The sequence below is a fragment of the Allofournierella massiliensis genome (assembly GCF_004345265.1).
Lineage (GTDB): Bacteria > Bacillota > Clostridia > Oscillospirales > Ruminococcaceae > Allofournierella > Allofournierella massiliensis.
In genome coordinates, this window is the sequence record NZ_SLUM01000017.1 from 39,620 (window position 1) to 54,352 (window position 14,733).

The following is a 14,733-nucleotide window of genomic DNA, read 5'->3' on the forward strand; positions in this document are numbered from 1 at the left end:
GCCGCCACTTCTGCCCGCAGTGCGGGCAGTTTCGGGAGTTTGAAGCTGGCGTCTTTGAGAGGCGGAAAAAGCACCGATGGCGTCAGCTTTCCCCAAAAGCCCCATGTTACAGGGCTTTTCAAGGATGTCTTACAGAGAAATGGAGGAATTTATGAGTACAGAAACCAGAGATCGCATCGCAGTCAGAATGGACCAGGAAACCAGTCGACGGCTGGAGCAATGGTATCTTGCCGACAACTGCAAAAGCAAAAACGAGTTCATCTTGAAGGCGATGAATTTCTATATTGATCACCTGGAAATTAAGGACAACAAATCGCTCTTGCCCATGGCGATCATGTCTGCCATCGACGGTAGGCTGAGCAGACTGGAGGACTATATCGCCCGCAGAGATTTCACCAGATGCGTAGAGCAGGATATGACGAACGGAATTATTGCGGAGGCGTTCCAGATGGACGAGGATGCCCTGAAGCGCATACGCGCGCAGAGTGTTCGGAATGTGAAAGCGACCAACGGTCTCATCTCGCTGGAGAAATACGCACGCTCCCGTCAGGAGCAGGACTGGGATGATGACGAATGGCAAGACTGATCCTCAAGAGCCCCTATATCAAAAGCACCGGCGGAGCCTCCGGATACCTGCGCTACATCGCAACGCGGGAGCGGGTGGAGCTTATCCCGGATGACCGTCCGCCCACACGAAAGCAGGAACAGCTCATCGCCAAGCTGGTCAAGGACTTCCCGGACAGCAAGACGCTCTACGAGTACGAGGACTACCTGACAAAGCCCACTAAGGTCAGCGCCTCTGCGTTCATCACGCTGGCGCTGGAAGCCAACTGGGATTCCATTCACGAGTCGGAGCAGTACATGAAGTACATCGCGACTCGTCCTCGTGCCGAGCGCATCGGCACCCACGGCCTGTTCAGTGATGGTGATTCCGTCTCGCTGGAGAAAGCCATGGCAGAGTTAGAGAGCTACACCGGAAATGTGTGGACGCACATCATCTCCCTCAAGCGTGAAGATGCTGAGCGGCTCGGCTTCGACAACGCCGCCGCATGGCGAAACCTCATACGTGCCCACCGCAACGACATCGCGGCGGCGATGAAGATCCCGCCCCGCGACTTCCGATGGTACGCCGCTTTCCACGACGAGGGCGAGCACCCGCACATCCACATGATGGCCTGGTCCGCCAAAGCGGGCTACGCCTATCTCTCCAGGGAAGGTATCCGCCAGATCAAGTCCAAGCTGACCAATGATATCTTCCGCAACGAGATGCTGCACCTCTACGAACAGAAGTCTGAGTCCAGAGATGAGCTGGTGCGCCAAGCACGGCGGGCCATGCTGGAGCTGGTGCGTGCTATGCAGGACGGCGTGTGCGACCATCCGGACGCCGAGCAGCTCATGCTGGAGCTGGCGGTGCAGCTCGGTACAGTCAAGGGCAAAAAGTCCTACGGCTATCTACCAAAGCGGCTGAAGAATCTGGTGGATGAGATCGTGGACGAGATGGAACGGCTCCCTGTTGTGAGCAAGTGCTATGACCAGTGGCTGATGCTCCAGGGCAAGGTGGACAGCTACTACCATGACAAACCCCAGGAGCACATCCCGCTCTCACAGCAAAAGGAGTTCCGGCAGATCAAGAACGCGGTTATTCAGGAAGCGGAACGCCTGCGGTTAGGTGAGATCACCTACGAGGAGAAAGGCCTCAATCAGCAGGACGAGACGGAAGAATACCGAAACTCCTCCTACGACTACTGGACGCTGCGGGATATCATCCGGGACGAGAGCCTGACTATGGAGGAGCGCAGCAATGCCGTCTCTGAAATGGACAAGCTGGCGGAGAGCGGCGATATGTACGCCCAATACCTGATGGGAAAGCTCTGGCGGGACGGGCCTCTGCTGATACCCAACGCGGTTAACGCCCGGTACTGGTTCGAGCAGGCGGCGGAGCAAGGCCATCTGGTGGCGCAGTACTCCCTGGCCAAGCTGTACCTCTCCGATGATGTTGAGGTACGGGATATCCGCTTGGGATTGAATTGGCTGTACACTGCCGCGGTCAACGGCAGCCACTACGCCATGTATCGGCTGGCCAAGGAGTGTCTCAAAGGCGAACTAATCGAAAAGGATACTGAATACGCCATAGAGTGGTTCACCAGGTCGGCAGAAAGAGGAAATCCCTACGCCCAGTACATGCTGGGCAAGCTGTACCTCAACGGAAAGGAAATCCCCTACGATGAGGAACGAGCCATCCACTGGCTGACCCGGTCCGCCGAACAGGACAACCAGTATGCCCAGTATCTCCTGGACCATCTGGAGGAAAACCGTCCGCCCTCTGCGATGCTGGCAGTGACCCGACTGCTCCATCACATGAGCCGGGTGTTCCAGGACAACTCCGTACCTAAGTCCCGCCCCGGAGGTATTCAGATCGACCGGAAGCGGCTAAAGAAGCTGCAGGAAAAGCGCATCGCCCTGGGTCACAAGCCGGATGACCACGAACAGCAGTGGCCCGATCTGACCATGTAAGAGGCGCAGAAACTGCGCCGCAAAACAAAGAAAAAATCCTTCCGCCCGGAAGGTAGAAAGGAACTGAATGAGAAAATCCAAATACAACTCTTTTGACGAACTCCCTCTGATGCTGACCGTGGAGGATGTGTCCCATGTGCTGGGAATCGGCCTGGCCCACGCCTACGAGGTGGCTCACCGCAGGGATTTTCCCACCATCACTCTGGGCAGCCGCATCATCGTTCCCCGTGATAAATTCATGGAATGGATCGACGAACAGGCTGCGAAAAAATCTGAAATATTGTGATAGCTATTTCAGAGATTCTGTGGTATTTGTTTGTGTTACCAAAGGAGGGATCATAATGGCAAAGAAACGAGCCAACGGCGAGGGCAGCATCCGTAAAAAGCCCAGTGGCCGCTGGGAGGGCAGATATACCCAGGGCATCGACCCGGTCACCGGCCGGGCCATCCAGAAAAGCGTGTCCGCCAAGACCCAGGCGGAGTGCAAAGAAAAGCTGGCGAAAGCCATTCGGGAAAACCGGGGCGTGCCCCTCAATCACACGGGCGACTACACCGTAGCAGAGTGGTGCAGGCTGTGGTTTGAAACCTACAGCAAGCCCAACATCCGCTACAACACCGCCAAGGGCTATGAGGGAATCATTGAACACCACATCATTCCGGCCATCGGCGCGATCAAGCTCAAGCAGCTCTCGTCCATTCACATTCAGAGAATGTATAACGACTTAAAGGAGAACGGCCGGATGCAGCGCGGGTCGAAGCATAACGACAAAGCCTTGTCCAACACCTTCGTGCGGCGCGTCCATGCGGTGCTGCAGGCGGCGCTGAAGCAGGCGGTGAAAGAGCGGCTCATCCCGTACAATCCCTGCGAGAACTGCCGTATCCCGCCTAAGGACAAGAAAGAGATGACCATCCTCCCGCCGGAGAAGATCGGCAGATACCTCCAGGAAGCGGAGAAGTACGGCGTCCTGCCTATGTTCTTCCTGGAGCTGTCCAGCGGACTGCGCCGGGGCGAACTGCTGGCACTCCAGTGGGAGGACTTGAATGTGAAGGAGCGAATCCTGACGGTAAACAAGCAGGTCACCCGCATGGAGGGGGAGCTGGATGTAACAGAGCCGAAAACGAAAAATTCCGTCCGCAAGGTGGCGCTGTCACAGCAGGCGGTAGACCTTCTGGTGCAGGAACACGAACTGCACCCGGACAACCCCATCCTGTTCCCATCGCCCCGGACAGGCGGCTACTGGAGTCCGGACGCCGTGTCGAGGATCAACCGGAAGCTGCTGAAAAACGCAGGCATCGAGGAGCATGTACGTTTCCACGACCTCAGACACACATTCGCCACGATGGCAATCTCCAGCGGTGTGGATGTGAAGACCCTGTCCAGCATGCTGGGCCACTACAGCGCAGGCTTCACTCTTGACACCTACACGCATATCACCAACGATATGCAGCGAGGTGCGGCTGAGAAGATCGGCGGCTTCATGGAATCGGCTACGGCAACACCTACCCCAGAGCCTCCTGACCCACCGGAAGAAAGCCGGTGCAAGGTGATACCGTTTGAGAAGGTTGGGTAAGTAATGTAAAACAGCCACAGATAGAGTAGCTTCTATCTGTGGCTGTTCACATTATTGCATATCAAGATTAATAGAATCTGTTTCTCTGCTCTTGATGTATATGGTCTTCTTCGTAGGCGGCCATGATTCGCTGATATTCCTTCGGATTATCATTTTCACAGTCCAGTGTAACAATTCGGTCAACGTACGGCTTTAATGGTTCGGGGCTGTACCAAGGTTCTTTTATTGTGAGATAAATGATTTTTTTCGTCTTCTGCCGTTCTGCCATTTCATGCAGCATTTGAATCTCTTTTGGATTTTTCGTAACACTTTGCATCGGCCATACAATCATGAAGTCAAACGCATAATTGTCGTATTTATTGCTACTGCTCTTGGTGGATAGATTATCGAAATAGATAGTAAGGTTCGACAATTGCATGGACTGGCCATATTTTTTAGGAACTTTTACTTTGTAAAGACCTGCCCAACGGAAGAAATTCTCCATCCCATCCTTTGTGGTATGAATAAGAAAGATTAGACCTTTAGACCTCCCTCGGGCATTCAGTGCTTTTAGAAGTGCCCGGTGCTTTTCTTCATCGGCTATGCCGCAGATCAATAACGTTTTCTCTGTCTCATTATTTAGGAAGCTTGCAATTTGCTTATAGGCGTTCTCTACATCAGACATGAAAATCCTCCTGATAAAACACTATCACAATGTGATTGGTTGGTGACTTTTATTAACTGTACCTGACAATACAAAAACTACTATAAACATTATAGGCGCTAAAAGGGAAAAACTCAAGTTTCCGTCGTGGCTGTGGCGAAATACCCGAGTTACACCCGTTAGGGATGGGTTAGGGATTTTGCGTTTTTCGGTGCTCGTCCTTGTCCCGACTTCCACCGCCATTTTTACCTCTCTGACCACAGTTAAAATGTGGTCAAGCGCACTCTGAAAAACGAACTTTTAACGCAGAAAAACCGCCCAAAAAGGCGGTTTTTCCAAGAAAGTTGGTCCGAGTGACAGGATTCGAACCTGCGGCATCCTGCTCCCAAAGCAGGCGCGCTACCAACTGCGCTACACCCGGTTATTCAGTTTTTAATCCGGCTGGGCGTATTCCAAAAATCATTTGCCCGTCATCTTACTGAACCTACTGGGCGCTTTGGCCCTGTCGTTGTTCCTGCTGGCGACGGGAAACGCGATTCAGACAGTCCTGTTTATCCTTATTATCTGGATACTTGTCTTGATCCTTTGCCTGAGCCTCTGCTACCTTTCCCGGAAAAAGAGGCTCAGCAAATTACTGGATATGGCTGAGCAGTTGAAGGAAAAGTATCTGATCCCTGAAGTCATGCCGGAGCCGAACCGGGCGGAGGAGCAGGCATTTTATCAGCTCCTGAAGATGGCCGAGAAATCTATGCTGGAGCGAATCAGCGAGGTGGAGCGGGAACGGGGCGAATATCATGCTTATATCGAACAGTGGGTTCATGAGGTCAAGACGCCCATCACCGCGCTAAAGTTACTGTGTGAGAACAACCGTTCCCCCTTTTCCCGGGAGGTACTGGCAGAGCTGGAGAACATCAATCGTTACACAGAACAGGCACTCTACTACGCCCGCAGTGAACATACGGAGAAGGACTATTCCATTCAGGAAATGAGTCTATCAGATGTAGTGCATGGTGCCATCGCTGACAATAAGTATCTTCTGCGACAAAGCAACATGACAATTACTGTGGATGAACTGGGGCCTGTTGTCTATGCAGATGACAAATGGGTGCGTTTTATTCTCAATCAAATCATCAGCAACGCCGTTAAGTACCGTGTCCAGCAGAAGCCCTCTCTGCACATCTTCACAGAGCGGTCAGGAGATCAGATACTTTTATCTATTGCTGATAATGGAGTTGGCATACCGGAGAGCGACCTTCCGCGGATCTTTGAGAAAGGCTTTACTGGCCGGAATGGACGGATCATTCACAGCTCCACAGGGATCGGCCTATATCTCTGCAAGCGTCTGTGCGACAAACTGGGGATTGGGCTGTCTGCGTCCTCGTCAGGCAAAGGAACCACCATGACACTTTCTTTCCATATCAATGACTTTATAACAGGGGTGCAGAGCTGATCAGCTCTGCACTTCTTACATTTTTGTAAGAACTGCGAAAGAAAAGTTGATACAAAAGTGACTGCACAGTAGGTACAATAGAGATAAGAAAAATACCTTGGGAGGCAAGATACATGGAATCCATCTTGAAATTAGATCACATACAAAAATACTATGGCAATGAAGGCAATATTACAAAAGCCATTCAGGACATCAGCTTTTCCGTCTCGGAGGGCGAATTTTTGGGAATCATGGGGGCCTCTGGCTCCGGCAAGACCACCCTGCTCAACTGTATCTCCACCATTGATACCGTCAGCGCCGGCCATATTTACCTGGAAGGGACAGATGTGACGGAACTACGCCCCAAATCCCTTGCTCGATTTCGACGGGAAAACCTGGGCTTTGTCTTCCAGGACTTCAATCTGCTGGATACATTGACGATTTCCGAGAACATCGCTCTGGCCCTCGCCATCAACGGGGCGCCAGCCAACGATGTGGAGCCTCGCATCCGAGAAATGGCTGATAAGCTGAACATCCGGGATATTCTGGACAAATACCCCTACCAAGTCTCCGGGGGACAAAAACAGCGATGTGCCTGCGCCCGGGCTATCATCAACCACCCCAAGCTCTTACTGGCCGATGAGCCCACCGGCGCACTGGACAGCCATTCGGCGCAAATGTTGCTCTCTACCATCCAGAGCATCAACGAGCAGCTTGGTGCCACAATCCTTATGGTGACTCACGATGCCTTTACGGCCAGCTACGCCAACCGGATTCTCTTCCTTCAAGATGGTAGAATTTTCACTGAGCTGAACAAAGGCGGCGACAGCAGAAGGGTCTTCTTTGATAAGATCCTGCATGTCCTAACTCAACTGGGAGGAGGTGATAGCCATGTATGCTAAACTTGTCTTTCGGAACGCCAGGCGGTCTATCCAGGATTATCTGGTCTACATCTTGACCATGACTATCTGCGTCACCCTATTTTATTCCTTCCTCTCCATCTCCAGCAGTAACTATGATCCGGATATAGGGACAGAATATGATTTCACAATGCTCAGTGACGGTATGAAGTTGGCTATCTGCGCCATTACGCTGTTTCTCTTGTTTCTGATTCGCTTCGTCAACAACTATATGCTCCGGCGGAAACAACGTGAGTTTGCACTTCAATCCATTATGGGCATGGAGCAGCGAACTATTGGCCGGCTTTTCTTTGCTGAGACCTTCCTCATGGGGTTGGTGTCTATTGTCGCAGGGATTTTCTTCGGCGTGTTTTGCTCCCAATTCATTACAGCGATGTTGCTGACCTCTTATGGAAAGCAGTATGAGATCACCTGGACGCTGTTTCCAGACACCGTGCTGCTGACGGTTGCCTTCTTTGTCCTCAGCTTTCTTGTAGTGGGGCTTTCAAACACCCGCGCAATCCGAAAGTTGAAGATTATTGATATGCTAACAGCAAACCGAGAGAATGGGCCGGAACTTCGCAAGAGTCGCTGGATCTGGGTGCTGATGGTTCTCTTTGAAGTGTTTTCGGTCTGGATGTGCGTAACTGGGGTGCAGAAGGTCCTGTTCTATTGGGACAGTCGTTTTGCGCTACCCGTGCAGTTCATGTTCTGGGGGAATATCCTATTCCCAGCCATGAGTCTGCTGTGGCCCGTCCTCTGGGCACTCCGCCGGAAAAAAGGCGGGTTCACGGCACTTTTCTCCGGGCTCTTGTTCAGTGCCTTTCTGAACACATTGGCCGCAGCCAGCGTGCCGATGCTGAACAGTCGATATTTACTGGCGCTGGGAGGCGGAGCGATCAATCAATACCTGCTCTTCGTCTTGGTGGATCTCATTTTTCTTATCTGCGTCCTGATCTATCTCGTCAGCAGCTTCATCGTTGCATGGAAAGAGGGGAAACCGGAACATCGATACAAGGGTGAAAACCTGTTCTTCTTTGGGCAGATCATCTCCAAATTGAGCACCACCAGCAAAACGATGTCTCTGACCTGCGTAACCTTGGTTCTGGCAATCTTCCTGTTTATCGCCGCACCGGTTCTGGTAGAATGGGCCTCCGGGTATCTGGATGCACGCTCTATGTACGATGTGCAGATATATTCCCGATATAACGATGTGTATGAGGAGGCAAATCTTCCACAGGACGATTATGACACAGTAACAGATTACCTCACAGATCACAGCATTGAAACAGCTTACGATTGTACCTTCAGTCTATATCTGCCAAACCGGGCAGACTTTCATAACAGGGTCAAATACGATTTCCCTGTTGTGGCCATCGCCCTGAGCGACTACAACACCATTCGAGAAATGCTTGGCTATGAGCCAATCTTTCTTGCGGACGGCGAGTTTACGACCCACTGGCAGACCATCGCCACAACTGACGAGCGGGACAGCTTTTTGAGGGATCACACACAGGTACAGACCGATGCCGGCACACTGACGCTTGCAGAGCAGTCGTACTATGAGGAAGCTATCGGGCAGACGGCTTATAACTCCTACACGAATGTTCTCTTTGTCTTCCCTGACAGCGTGTGTGCGCAACTGCTCCCGGTAATGCGCAACCGCTATATTACTACGACCGATGCTATCTCCTATGACAATGCCCGCGAACTGGAACAGGTCTTTACAGAGCAGTACCCCGAATTGGCAGATACCGGCGTGGCCTACTCGATCCGGCTGAGTACCCTGCAGATCAACAGCACCCGGGCCGGAAACTTCGTCCTGCAGGCTGCCATGCTCTACGGGGCCGTGGTGCTGATGGTCATTTGCCTCACTGTGCTGTCCCTGCAGCAGCTCCTGGACGCAGGCCAATACCGATACCGGTTCTCTGTTCTGCGTAAATTAGGAGTGGAGGAGCGGAACATTAGAAAACTGGTGCTCAAACAACTTGGGGTATGGTTTGGACTCCCTATCGTCGTGGCTATTGGTGTTTCCACTGTCGTAATTGTTTATTTTTTGCAGACCATATCCGTCGAGATCTCCGCGTATATTGGAATCGGCACTTTATTGCTGCAAATTGGAACAACGGTGAGTATTCTGTTGCTGCTGCTGGTTGGCTATTTTGTAAGCACATGGATACTGTTCCATCGTTCTATTGAAACATGATATGTGCTAGTTGATCAAGGGAGGTGGTCCACATGGGAAGTTTATAATTTTATCCTTCAGCGATGGCGAGGACGCCATCTTTGCAAATACCGTGACAGCCCTTGCTTCAGTCGCAGACTTTTCCACGGTGGCCGCCTCCGCAGATGCACCACTGCTCTTTGGCTCTCTGCAAATCGACCCGCAGCGCAGGCTTGTGTGGCAGTCCGGCCAGATGGTGACCCTGACGCCGATGGAGTTTGATATTCTTCTCCTGCTGGCCCGCCGACCGGGACAGGTGTTCTCCGCCCGCCAAATCTATGAAGCTGTTGCTGCGGACTCCTTTGACGCCAGCTGGACGGGGATATCCAGCATGGTCTATAAGCTCCGGCGCAAGCTGGGCGCCAGCATCATTGAGACAGTGCGGGGCCACGGCTACCGCTTCACACCAGAATAGCAGAACAGCGCCGCCTCGGCTCTACCGGGGCGGCGCTGCTGTTATATCGGTATGTTCAACAATTTGGCTCGATAGTGTAATCGACAGCAACCTTTCTTTATTTTGGGGAATGAGGGAGTAAAATTTCGGGCTTTATAACTGCTTTTTATTAAATGCCCGGATTGCTGCCGCTAAAAATACCACAGATAAAACCACTGAAACAATAAATGGAATAAGAAACTCCGTCATTGAAATCTCACCTGAAATCAGGTCAACATTTCGTGAAGTGAGGACAACCGGGTTAAAGGCAGATAACGGTTTTACAACACTTAAAACAGAGAACAGGGCTACAATCCCGCCAGTAAACAGGATACTTGTAAAAGTCTGCTTGAATAGAACACAACCGAGTATGAGGATGCTAAGATAGAGAAATCCAATCATCCACATAAAAAACGCAGACGGTACAACATTTGAAAGTGAAGCATCTGGCCAAAGGTAATATGTATATCCATAGGCACCTACAAAGCTCACCCAAAAGCTAACCGTCATAGATACTGCTGCTACGGTGTACTTTGCCATAATCACAGATGGCCTTGCCAATCCCTTTGTCACCAGCAGTAGCAATGTCCCTTTGGAATACTCACTGGACATACAGCTTCCAAACAGAATGATAAATGCGCTAAATCCAATGCCGGATATGTTTTTAAAGAATTGCTGCCATGCGTCAAGGGCGACAGGTTCCTCGGTGATTTCTAATCCGGCTCCAAATGCAGCTATAATTTCCGGCGTGAATTTTGCCAGAAAAGCACTGGACATTCCGAAAACCGCAAAGATTGCAAACAGGATTAAAAAGCGGTAGTTTTTTAGATTTTCTACAAACTCTTTTTTTACAAATGCAATATAGCCTTTCATTTTATCACCTCCAAAAATAGGCTTTCAAGCGACGGCTCCATAAGTTCCACCTTGACCGGCACAAGGTCTGCTTCGGCTAAAGTGGAGAAGATGGTATGCTGGGCCTTTTTCATCTCCCGGCTGTGTATTACAATTTCCCGCCCCTTTTCTTCTGATCCGTTCAGGAGCGATTGTCCTGTCATACATTCTTTGAAATGCTGTAAATCGGCCTCGGTTGAAAATTCAATTAACAGGCTGTCATGGCTATGCAACGCTTTGATTTCCGAAAGCGTTCCGCCAACAGCAATATTACCGTCATTCAAGAGTGCCACATGATCGCAAATGCGCTCCACATCGGATAAAATATGCGTTGAAAACAAAACCGTTGTTGTCCCACGGATTTTATAAAGAATGTCCAAGATTTCTTTTCTTCCCACCGGGTCAAGGGCGCTGGTAGGTTCATCACAAATCAGCAGTTTAGGATCAGCCAATAACGCCTGTGCAATTCCAAGGCGCTGTTTCATACCACGCGAATAACCGCCAACACGCTTTTCTACGCCATCAAGACCGACAAGGGAAAGTAGCTTTTTTCCCTTTTGAGAAATGCTTTCTTTGGGAAGGCCAACAATTTCTCCGCACAGTGTAAGATACTGCATTGCAGTCATATAGTTATAAAATTCCGGCACATCCGGCAAATATCCAATATACTGATTTGTTTTGGTCTGCCCAAAGCGAACCGGTTCATTACACACAAGGATTTCTCCCTGATCGGGCTGCAAAAGCCCCAAAACCATTTTCATTGTTGTTGTTTTTCCTGCACCGTTTTGTCCAATGAAGCCAAAAACGCTCCCCTCTGGAACAGACATATTCAGATCTTTTATAATTTGCTGCTGTCCAAAACTTTTAGATAGATTGCGGATAGAAAGCACATTCATTTTTCCTCACCTCTCCCAAAAACAAAATAGATAATCGGGCCAAACATAAGGATAACCAGAGAGATTACAAGCCACATAGCCCTGTTCCCAAAGCGATAATGCGGATGCCGGAGAATATGCCGGACAGCGGCCACGGCAAGGATCACATCAATCACAAAGATGGGAATAAGAAGCGGAAATATTTCCTGCAACAAAGACATACCAATTTACCTCCTATTGTTATAATTCGTATCGATATTTGCGGGGGTTCGACATTTTCGCCTTAATATTCCCGCACAGGTTATATTACCACTATGGAAACAAAAAAGCAATACCCTCCCTTGACTTTTTATTTCCGAAATGATAATATTTTCAAAAAGGAGGTTGAACATGGGCAGTAAGAATTTGAATGAAAAGATTATGGAATGTATTTCAAATCCGGCCAAGAGCCGCCTGCTGATAGAAATAATGCGTCGAGGGGAAGTTACCGCAAAGTATTTGGCTGAAAAATGCTCAGATATTCCTCAAACTACACTATATCGTAATTTGAAACGAATGACCGATGATGGACTATTGAAAATCGTTAATGAAACACCAATACGCGGAACAGTTGAAAAGACTTACGCATTAACTTTTGACCCGTCTGATCCTCCATCAGTTCTCGGAGAAAATTCTGGTGCCATTTATATGCAGATGTTCTTTCAGTATTTTTTGACCTTCGCCAAGATTTTTCAAGAATACTGCGACACACCGGGAATTGACATAAAAAGGGATCGGTCTGGTCTTAGCCTTTCTCATGTTTATTTGACAGATGAGGAACTGGAAAAAGTGGTATCGGATATTGCTCAAATCTTATATCCACTTCAAGATAATAAACCAGAGCCGGGTCGCAGATTAAGAACGGTTGGATTGATTATCTCCCCGGAGCATAAAGCGGACGAATAGAGAAAAACGCCCTATATGCACAGGGCGTTTTCTCTTGACTTAATATTCCCATAATGGTAATATTTTGTTATCGGGAACAATGGAGATACATTATGAGAAATGGGCGCGAAAATGCACTGGACAAAAAATTCCATGCGTTATCAAATTCAACCAGACGAGAAATTCTAACGCGGCTAAGCAAAAAACCACACTCTGCCGGAGAGATTGCAGGATATTTTCAGATAACACCTGCCTCGATTTCTTATCATCTTTCTCTGTTGCAAAGGAGTGGCTTAATTTGCTGTCGTCAAGTAGAAAAACAGAGGATATATAGCATCAATCGCGGCGCATTGGATGAAGTGTATCTGTGGCTAATGGGTCTATATAATGCTAAGTCAAATAAGTGATTGTAAATTATTCGAGCAAAAATTAGGAGGTGGGGGAAAATTGGGAAATTTATAATTCTATCCTTCAGCGACGACGAGGACGCCATCTTTGCAAACACTGTGACGGCTCTTGCTTCTGTTGCGAACTTCTCCACAGTGACCGCCTCCGCAGATGCCCCGCTGCTCTTTGGCTCTCTGCAAATCGACCCGCAGCGCAGGCTTGTGTGGCAGTCCGGCCAAATGGTAGACCTGACGCCGATGGAGTTTGATATTCTGCTCCTGCTGGCCCGCCGGCCGGGGCAGGTGTTCACTGCCCGCCAGATCTATGAAGCTGTCGCCACGGACTCCTTTGACGCCGGCTGGACGGGGATCTCCAGCATGGTCTATAAGCTCCGGCGCAAGTTGGGGACTGGCATCATCGAAACAGTGCGGGGCCACGGCTACCGCTTCACAACAAAATAGAAGAACAGCGCCGCCTCGTTAGAATCGAGGCGGCGCTACTTTTCACAGTTCAGTACAGATTTCCGAAGCACTGTGGTATAATTTTTTGAAAAGCTAAATTGCACTGAGAGTTCGCGGTTGAAATTATACTTTTGAGTCCCCCAAATTTTTTAACCTTTTTTCATTTTTCATGCAATGAATAACAAATTTTGTTGTGTATATAGGTGAAAGGCCTTTACGCAACAGGAAAGGAGGACGCAATGAAGGACAATGAAATCATCGGATTGTATTGGGAGCGGAACGAAGCTGCCATAACTGCAAGTGCAGATAAATACGGCGACTATACAAAGTATCATAATGGAAAATGTGAAAAAAGTGAACTTAGCACTCTTTTTTCTTGATATCGCTAATCCCAAAGAGCGCAAACACCAGAGCCAAAACAATCAGCGAAATAGTATTTGCAGATACAGAGGGCATGAAATAATCGACGATATAGAAACCGTAAAATGTAGCGATAGTATCTAACAACACATACATACAGACAGCTATTTCCCTTGTTATTCTGTCAAGATTAAGCAAAGCTTTTGGTAGTGCGCCCGCTATTAAATTTATGGGATACGAAACAACCGATGCGATTATAAAATAGAGGATAAAGCCGCCGACGCTCTCATATTCAAAGCCGAGCAGACGCATAATTGCACCGCTGAATATGGCGATTATGGCCAGGACGATGATGATTAGAAGCGCCCCAAAAATGAATGTGATTATTTTTTCCCGCTTTTTGTTGCTGTTATTATCCAAGAGTTTCGCCCCCTTATATCGTGATTTGAATTTGAAGCTGATATGAGTATATCATAGGAATATGAACTTTTCCATTGGAAACAAAAAATACCGCCGGGCAGAAGGAAAATCCCTCTGCCCGGCGGCGTTGCGTTTGTTACACGAAATCAGCGTACTGTTTAGGTATGTACGCTGTACTGGGCCTTTGCCAAGTCCTCGGCGCTATTCAGGATAATGCCGCCGCAAATTCCTCTGCCATAAGGCGTGTATTCTTCAAAAAAGAAGCTGTAAGGCTGGCCGTCATCATAAATGACGATCTTTTCTGTGCCGCGCCACTGGAAATGCCGCCCCAGGACTCGTCCCAGCTTGCGCCGGAGAACGGGCCGCCGGGCAACCTCATGGAGATTTTTCCGGCTGTGGAACTCATAACGAGGCATGAGCATTTCCGGAACGGAAAGGTGGCGCCACTCTGCGCCATCCATATCCTCTCCATTTTCCACAAAAACATGGAACGGCTCATAGGGTAGCCGAATATTCTCCTGCCAGCCGTGTACTTTACCGGCGCCGATCTCCTGAAGCCAGGTGAACCGGATCTCCAGCATCTTCATGTCACCTGGCCTCTGCGTCAGCCGCAGGACGGCAAAGGAACCGCAGTCACCGGAAATCAGCCGGTTTTGTGGCCGTTGCTCCAGTTGCTGGAGTTCGCTTCTCAAAATGGAAAAA

Annotated in this window: 18 protein-coding genes and 1 tRNA gene; 12 read left to right on the forward strand and 7 right to left on the reverse strand. The window is 49.4% G+C overall.

Annotated elements, in window-relative coordinates:
- Positions 1-151: 151 nt before the first annotated feature.
- The 4 genes from EDD77_RS10770 (at position 152) to EDD77_RS10785 (ending at position 4,085) form a co-directional block, all read left to right on the forward strand.
- Positions 152-586, forward strand: a complete 435-nt coding sequence (locus tag EDD77_RS10770; RefSeq protein ID WP_077138523.1) for a hypothetical protein — start codon at positions 152-154, stop codon at positions 584-586.
- The gene (gene mobP3 / locus EDD77_RS10775; RefSeq protein WP_058963781.1) at positions 574-2,514 is read left to right on the forward strand and encodes a MobP3 family relaxase; all 1,941 of its coding nucleotides are present in this window, start codon (positions 574-576) and stop codon (positions 2,512-2,514) included. Before EDD77_RS10770 ends, mobP3 begins: the two co-directional genes overlap by 13 nt.
- 67 nt (positions 2,515-2,581) lie before the next feature.
- Positions 2,582-2,800, forward strand: coding sequence for a helix-turn-helix domain-containing protein (locus tag EDD77_RS10780; RefSeq protein WP_058963782.1), 219 nt, complete (start codon positions 2,582-2,584; stop codon positions 2,798-2,800).
- Positions 2,801-2,855: 55 nt separating this feature from the next.
- Positions 2,856-4,085, forward strand: a complete 1,230-nt coding sequence (locus EDD77_RS10785; protein WP_058963783.1) for a tyrosine-type recombinase/integrase — start codon at positions 2,856-2,858, stop codon at positions 4,083-4,085.
- A 67-nt stretch (positions 4,086-4,152) separates the two neighbouring features.
- Here EDD77_RS10785 and EDD77_RS10790 read toward each other — a convergent pair whose 3' ends face one another.
- Together EDD77_RS10790 and EDD77_RS10795 are read right to left on the reverse strand one after the other, a co-directional pair.
- Positions 4,153-4,749 (reverse strand): hypothetical protein, encoded by a 597-nt coding sequence (locus EDD77_RS10790; RefSeq protein ID WP_058963784.1) that lies wholly within the window; start codon positions 4,747-4,749, stop codon positions 4,153-4,155.
- A gap of 324 nt (positions 4,750-5,073) precedes the next feature.
- A tRNA-Pro gene (locus EDD77_RS10795) sits at positions 5,074-5,149 on the reverse strand.
- A 219-nt stretch (positions 5,150-5,368) separates the two neighbouring features.
- Here EDD77_RS10795 and EDD77_RS10800 point away from each other — a divergent pair.
- The 4 genes from EDD77_RS10800 (at position 5,369) to EDD77_RS10815 (ending at position 9,695) form a co-directional block, all read left to right on the forward strand.
- The gene (locus EDD77_RS10800; RefSeq protein ID WP_455577858.1) at positions 5,369-6,178 is read left to right on the forward strand and encodes a sensor histidine kinase; all 810 of its coding nucleotides are present in this window, start codon (positions 5,369-5,371) and stop codon (positions 6,176-6,178) included.
- A 113-nt stretch (positions 6,179-6,291) separates the two neighbouring features.
- Positions 6,292-7,059: an ABC transporter ATP-binding protein gene (locus EDD77_RS10805; protein WP_058963786.1), complete on the forward strand. Its 768-nt coding sequence runs from the start codon at positions 6,292-6,294 to the stop codon at positions 7,057-7,059.
- The gene (locus tag EDD77_RS10810; RefSeq protein WP_058963787.1) at positions 7,049-9,262 is read left to right on the forward strand and encodes an FtsX-like permease family protein; all 2,214 of its coding nucleotides are present in this window, start codon (positions 7,049-7,051) and stop codon (positions 9,260-9,262) included. Before EDD77_RS10805 ends, EDD77_RS10810 begins: the two co-directional genes overlap by 11 nt.
- 10 nt (positions 9,263-9,272) lie before the next feature.
- Entirely contained in the window at positions 9,273-9,695 is a 423-nt protein-coding gene (locus EDD77_RS10815; RefSeq protein ID WP_058963788.1) for a winged helix-turn-helix domain-containing protein, read from the forward strand.
- Positions 9,696-9,827: 132 nt separating this feature from the next.
- On the opposite strand, the gene EDD77_RS10820 is transcribed toward EDD77_RS10815, so the two are convergent.
- Genes EDD77_RS10820 through EDD77_RS10830 form a run of 3 tightly spaced genes read right to left on the reverse strand, consistent with a single transcriptional unit; the run spans position 9,828 to position 11,700 of the window.
- On the reverse strand, positions 9,828-10,586 hold the full coding sequence (locus tag EDD77_RS10820; protein WP_058963789.1) for an ABC transporter permease: 759 nt from the start codon (positions 10,584-10,586) through the stop codon (positions 9,828-9,830).
- Complete coding sequence (locus EDD77_RS10825; protein WP_058963790.1) at positions 10,583-11,500, reverse strand: ABC transporter ATP-binding protein; 918 nt, start codon at positions 11,498-11,500, stop codon at positions 10,583-10,585. Before EDD77_RS10825 ends, EDD77_RS10820 begins: the two co-directional genes overlap by 4 nt.
- Positions 11,497-11,700 carry a PLDc N-terminal domain-containing protein gene (locus tag EDD77_RS10830; RefSeq protein WP_058963791.1) on the reverse strand — a complete coding sequence of 68 codons (204 nt, stop codon included), beginning with the start codon at positions 11,698-11,700 and terminating at the stop codon, positions 11,497-11,499. Before EDD77_RS10830 ends, EDD77_RS10825 begins: the two co-directional genes overlap by 4 nt.
- 169 nt (positions 11,701-11,869) lie before the next feature.
- Here EDD77_RS10830 and EDD77_RS10835 point away from each other — a divergent pair, with 169 nt between their 5' ends.
- The 4 genes from EDD77_RS10835 to EDD77_RS18510 all read left to right on the forward strand — a co-directional run bounded on the left by EDD77_RS10835 (position 11,870) and on the right by EDD77_RS18510 (position 13,631).
- Complete coding sequence (locus tag EDD77_RS10835) at positions 11,870-12,424, forward strand: helix-turn-helix domain-containing protein (protein ID WP_227604675.1); 555 nt, start codon at positions 11,870-11,872, stop codon at positions 12,422-12,424.
- Between the two features lie 92 nt (positions 12,425-12,516).
- Positions 12,517-12,810 carry a metalloregulator ArsR/SmtB family transcription factor gene (locus EDD77_RS18835; RefSeq protein WP_077138516.1) on the forward strand — a complete coding sequence of 98 codons (294 nt, stop codon included), beginning with the start codon at positions 12,517-12,519 and terminating at the stop codon, positions 12,808-12,810.
- A gap of 135 nt (positions 12,811-12,945) precedes the next feature.
- Complete coding sequence (locus tag EDD77_RS10845) at positions 12,946-13,251, forward strand: winged helix-turn-helix domain-containing protein (protein ID WP_242868333.1); 306 nt, start codon at positions 12,946-12,948, stop codon at positions 13,249-13,251.
- 239 nt (positions 13,252-13,490) lie between these two features.
- Entirely contained in the window at positions 13,491-13,631 is a 141-nt protein-coding gene (locus tag EDD77_RS18510) for a hypothetical protein (protein WP_242868335.1), read from the forward strand.
- Here the strand turns inward: EDD77_RS18510 and EDD77_RS10855 are convergent.
- Both EDD77_RS10855 and EDD77_RS10860 read right to left on the reverse strand, forming a co-directional pair.
- Positions 13,612-14,031 (reverse strand): regulatory YrvL family protein, encoded by a 420-nt coding sequence (locus EDD77_RS10855; protein WP_058963793.1) that lies wholly within the window; start codon positions 14,029-14,031, stop codon positions 13,612-13,614. The two genes, EDD77_RS18510 and EDD77_RS10855, sit on opposite strands and share 20 nt — an antisense overlap.
- 158 nt (positions 14,032-14,189) lie before the next feature.
- Positions 14,190-14,618 carry a hypothetical protein gene (locus EDD77_RS10860; protein WP_242868336.1) on the reverse strand — a complete coding sequence of 143 codons (429 nt, stop codon included), beginning with the start codon at positions 14,616-14,618 and terminating at the stop codon, positions 14,190-14,192.
- Positions 14,619-14,733 lie beyond the last annotated feature (115 nt).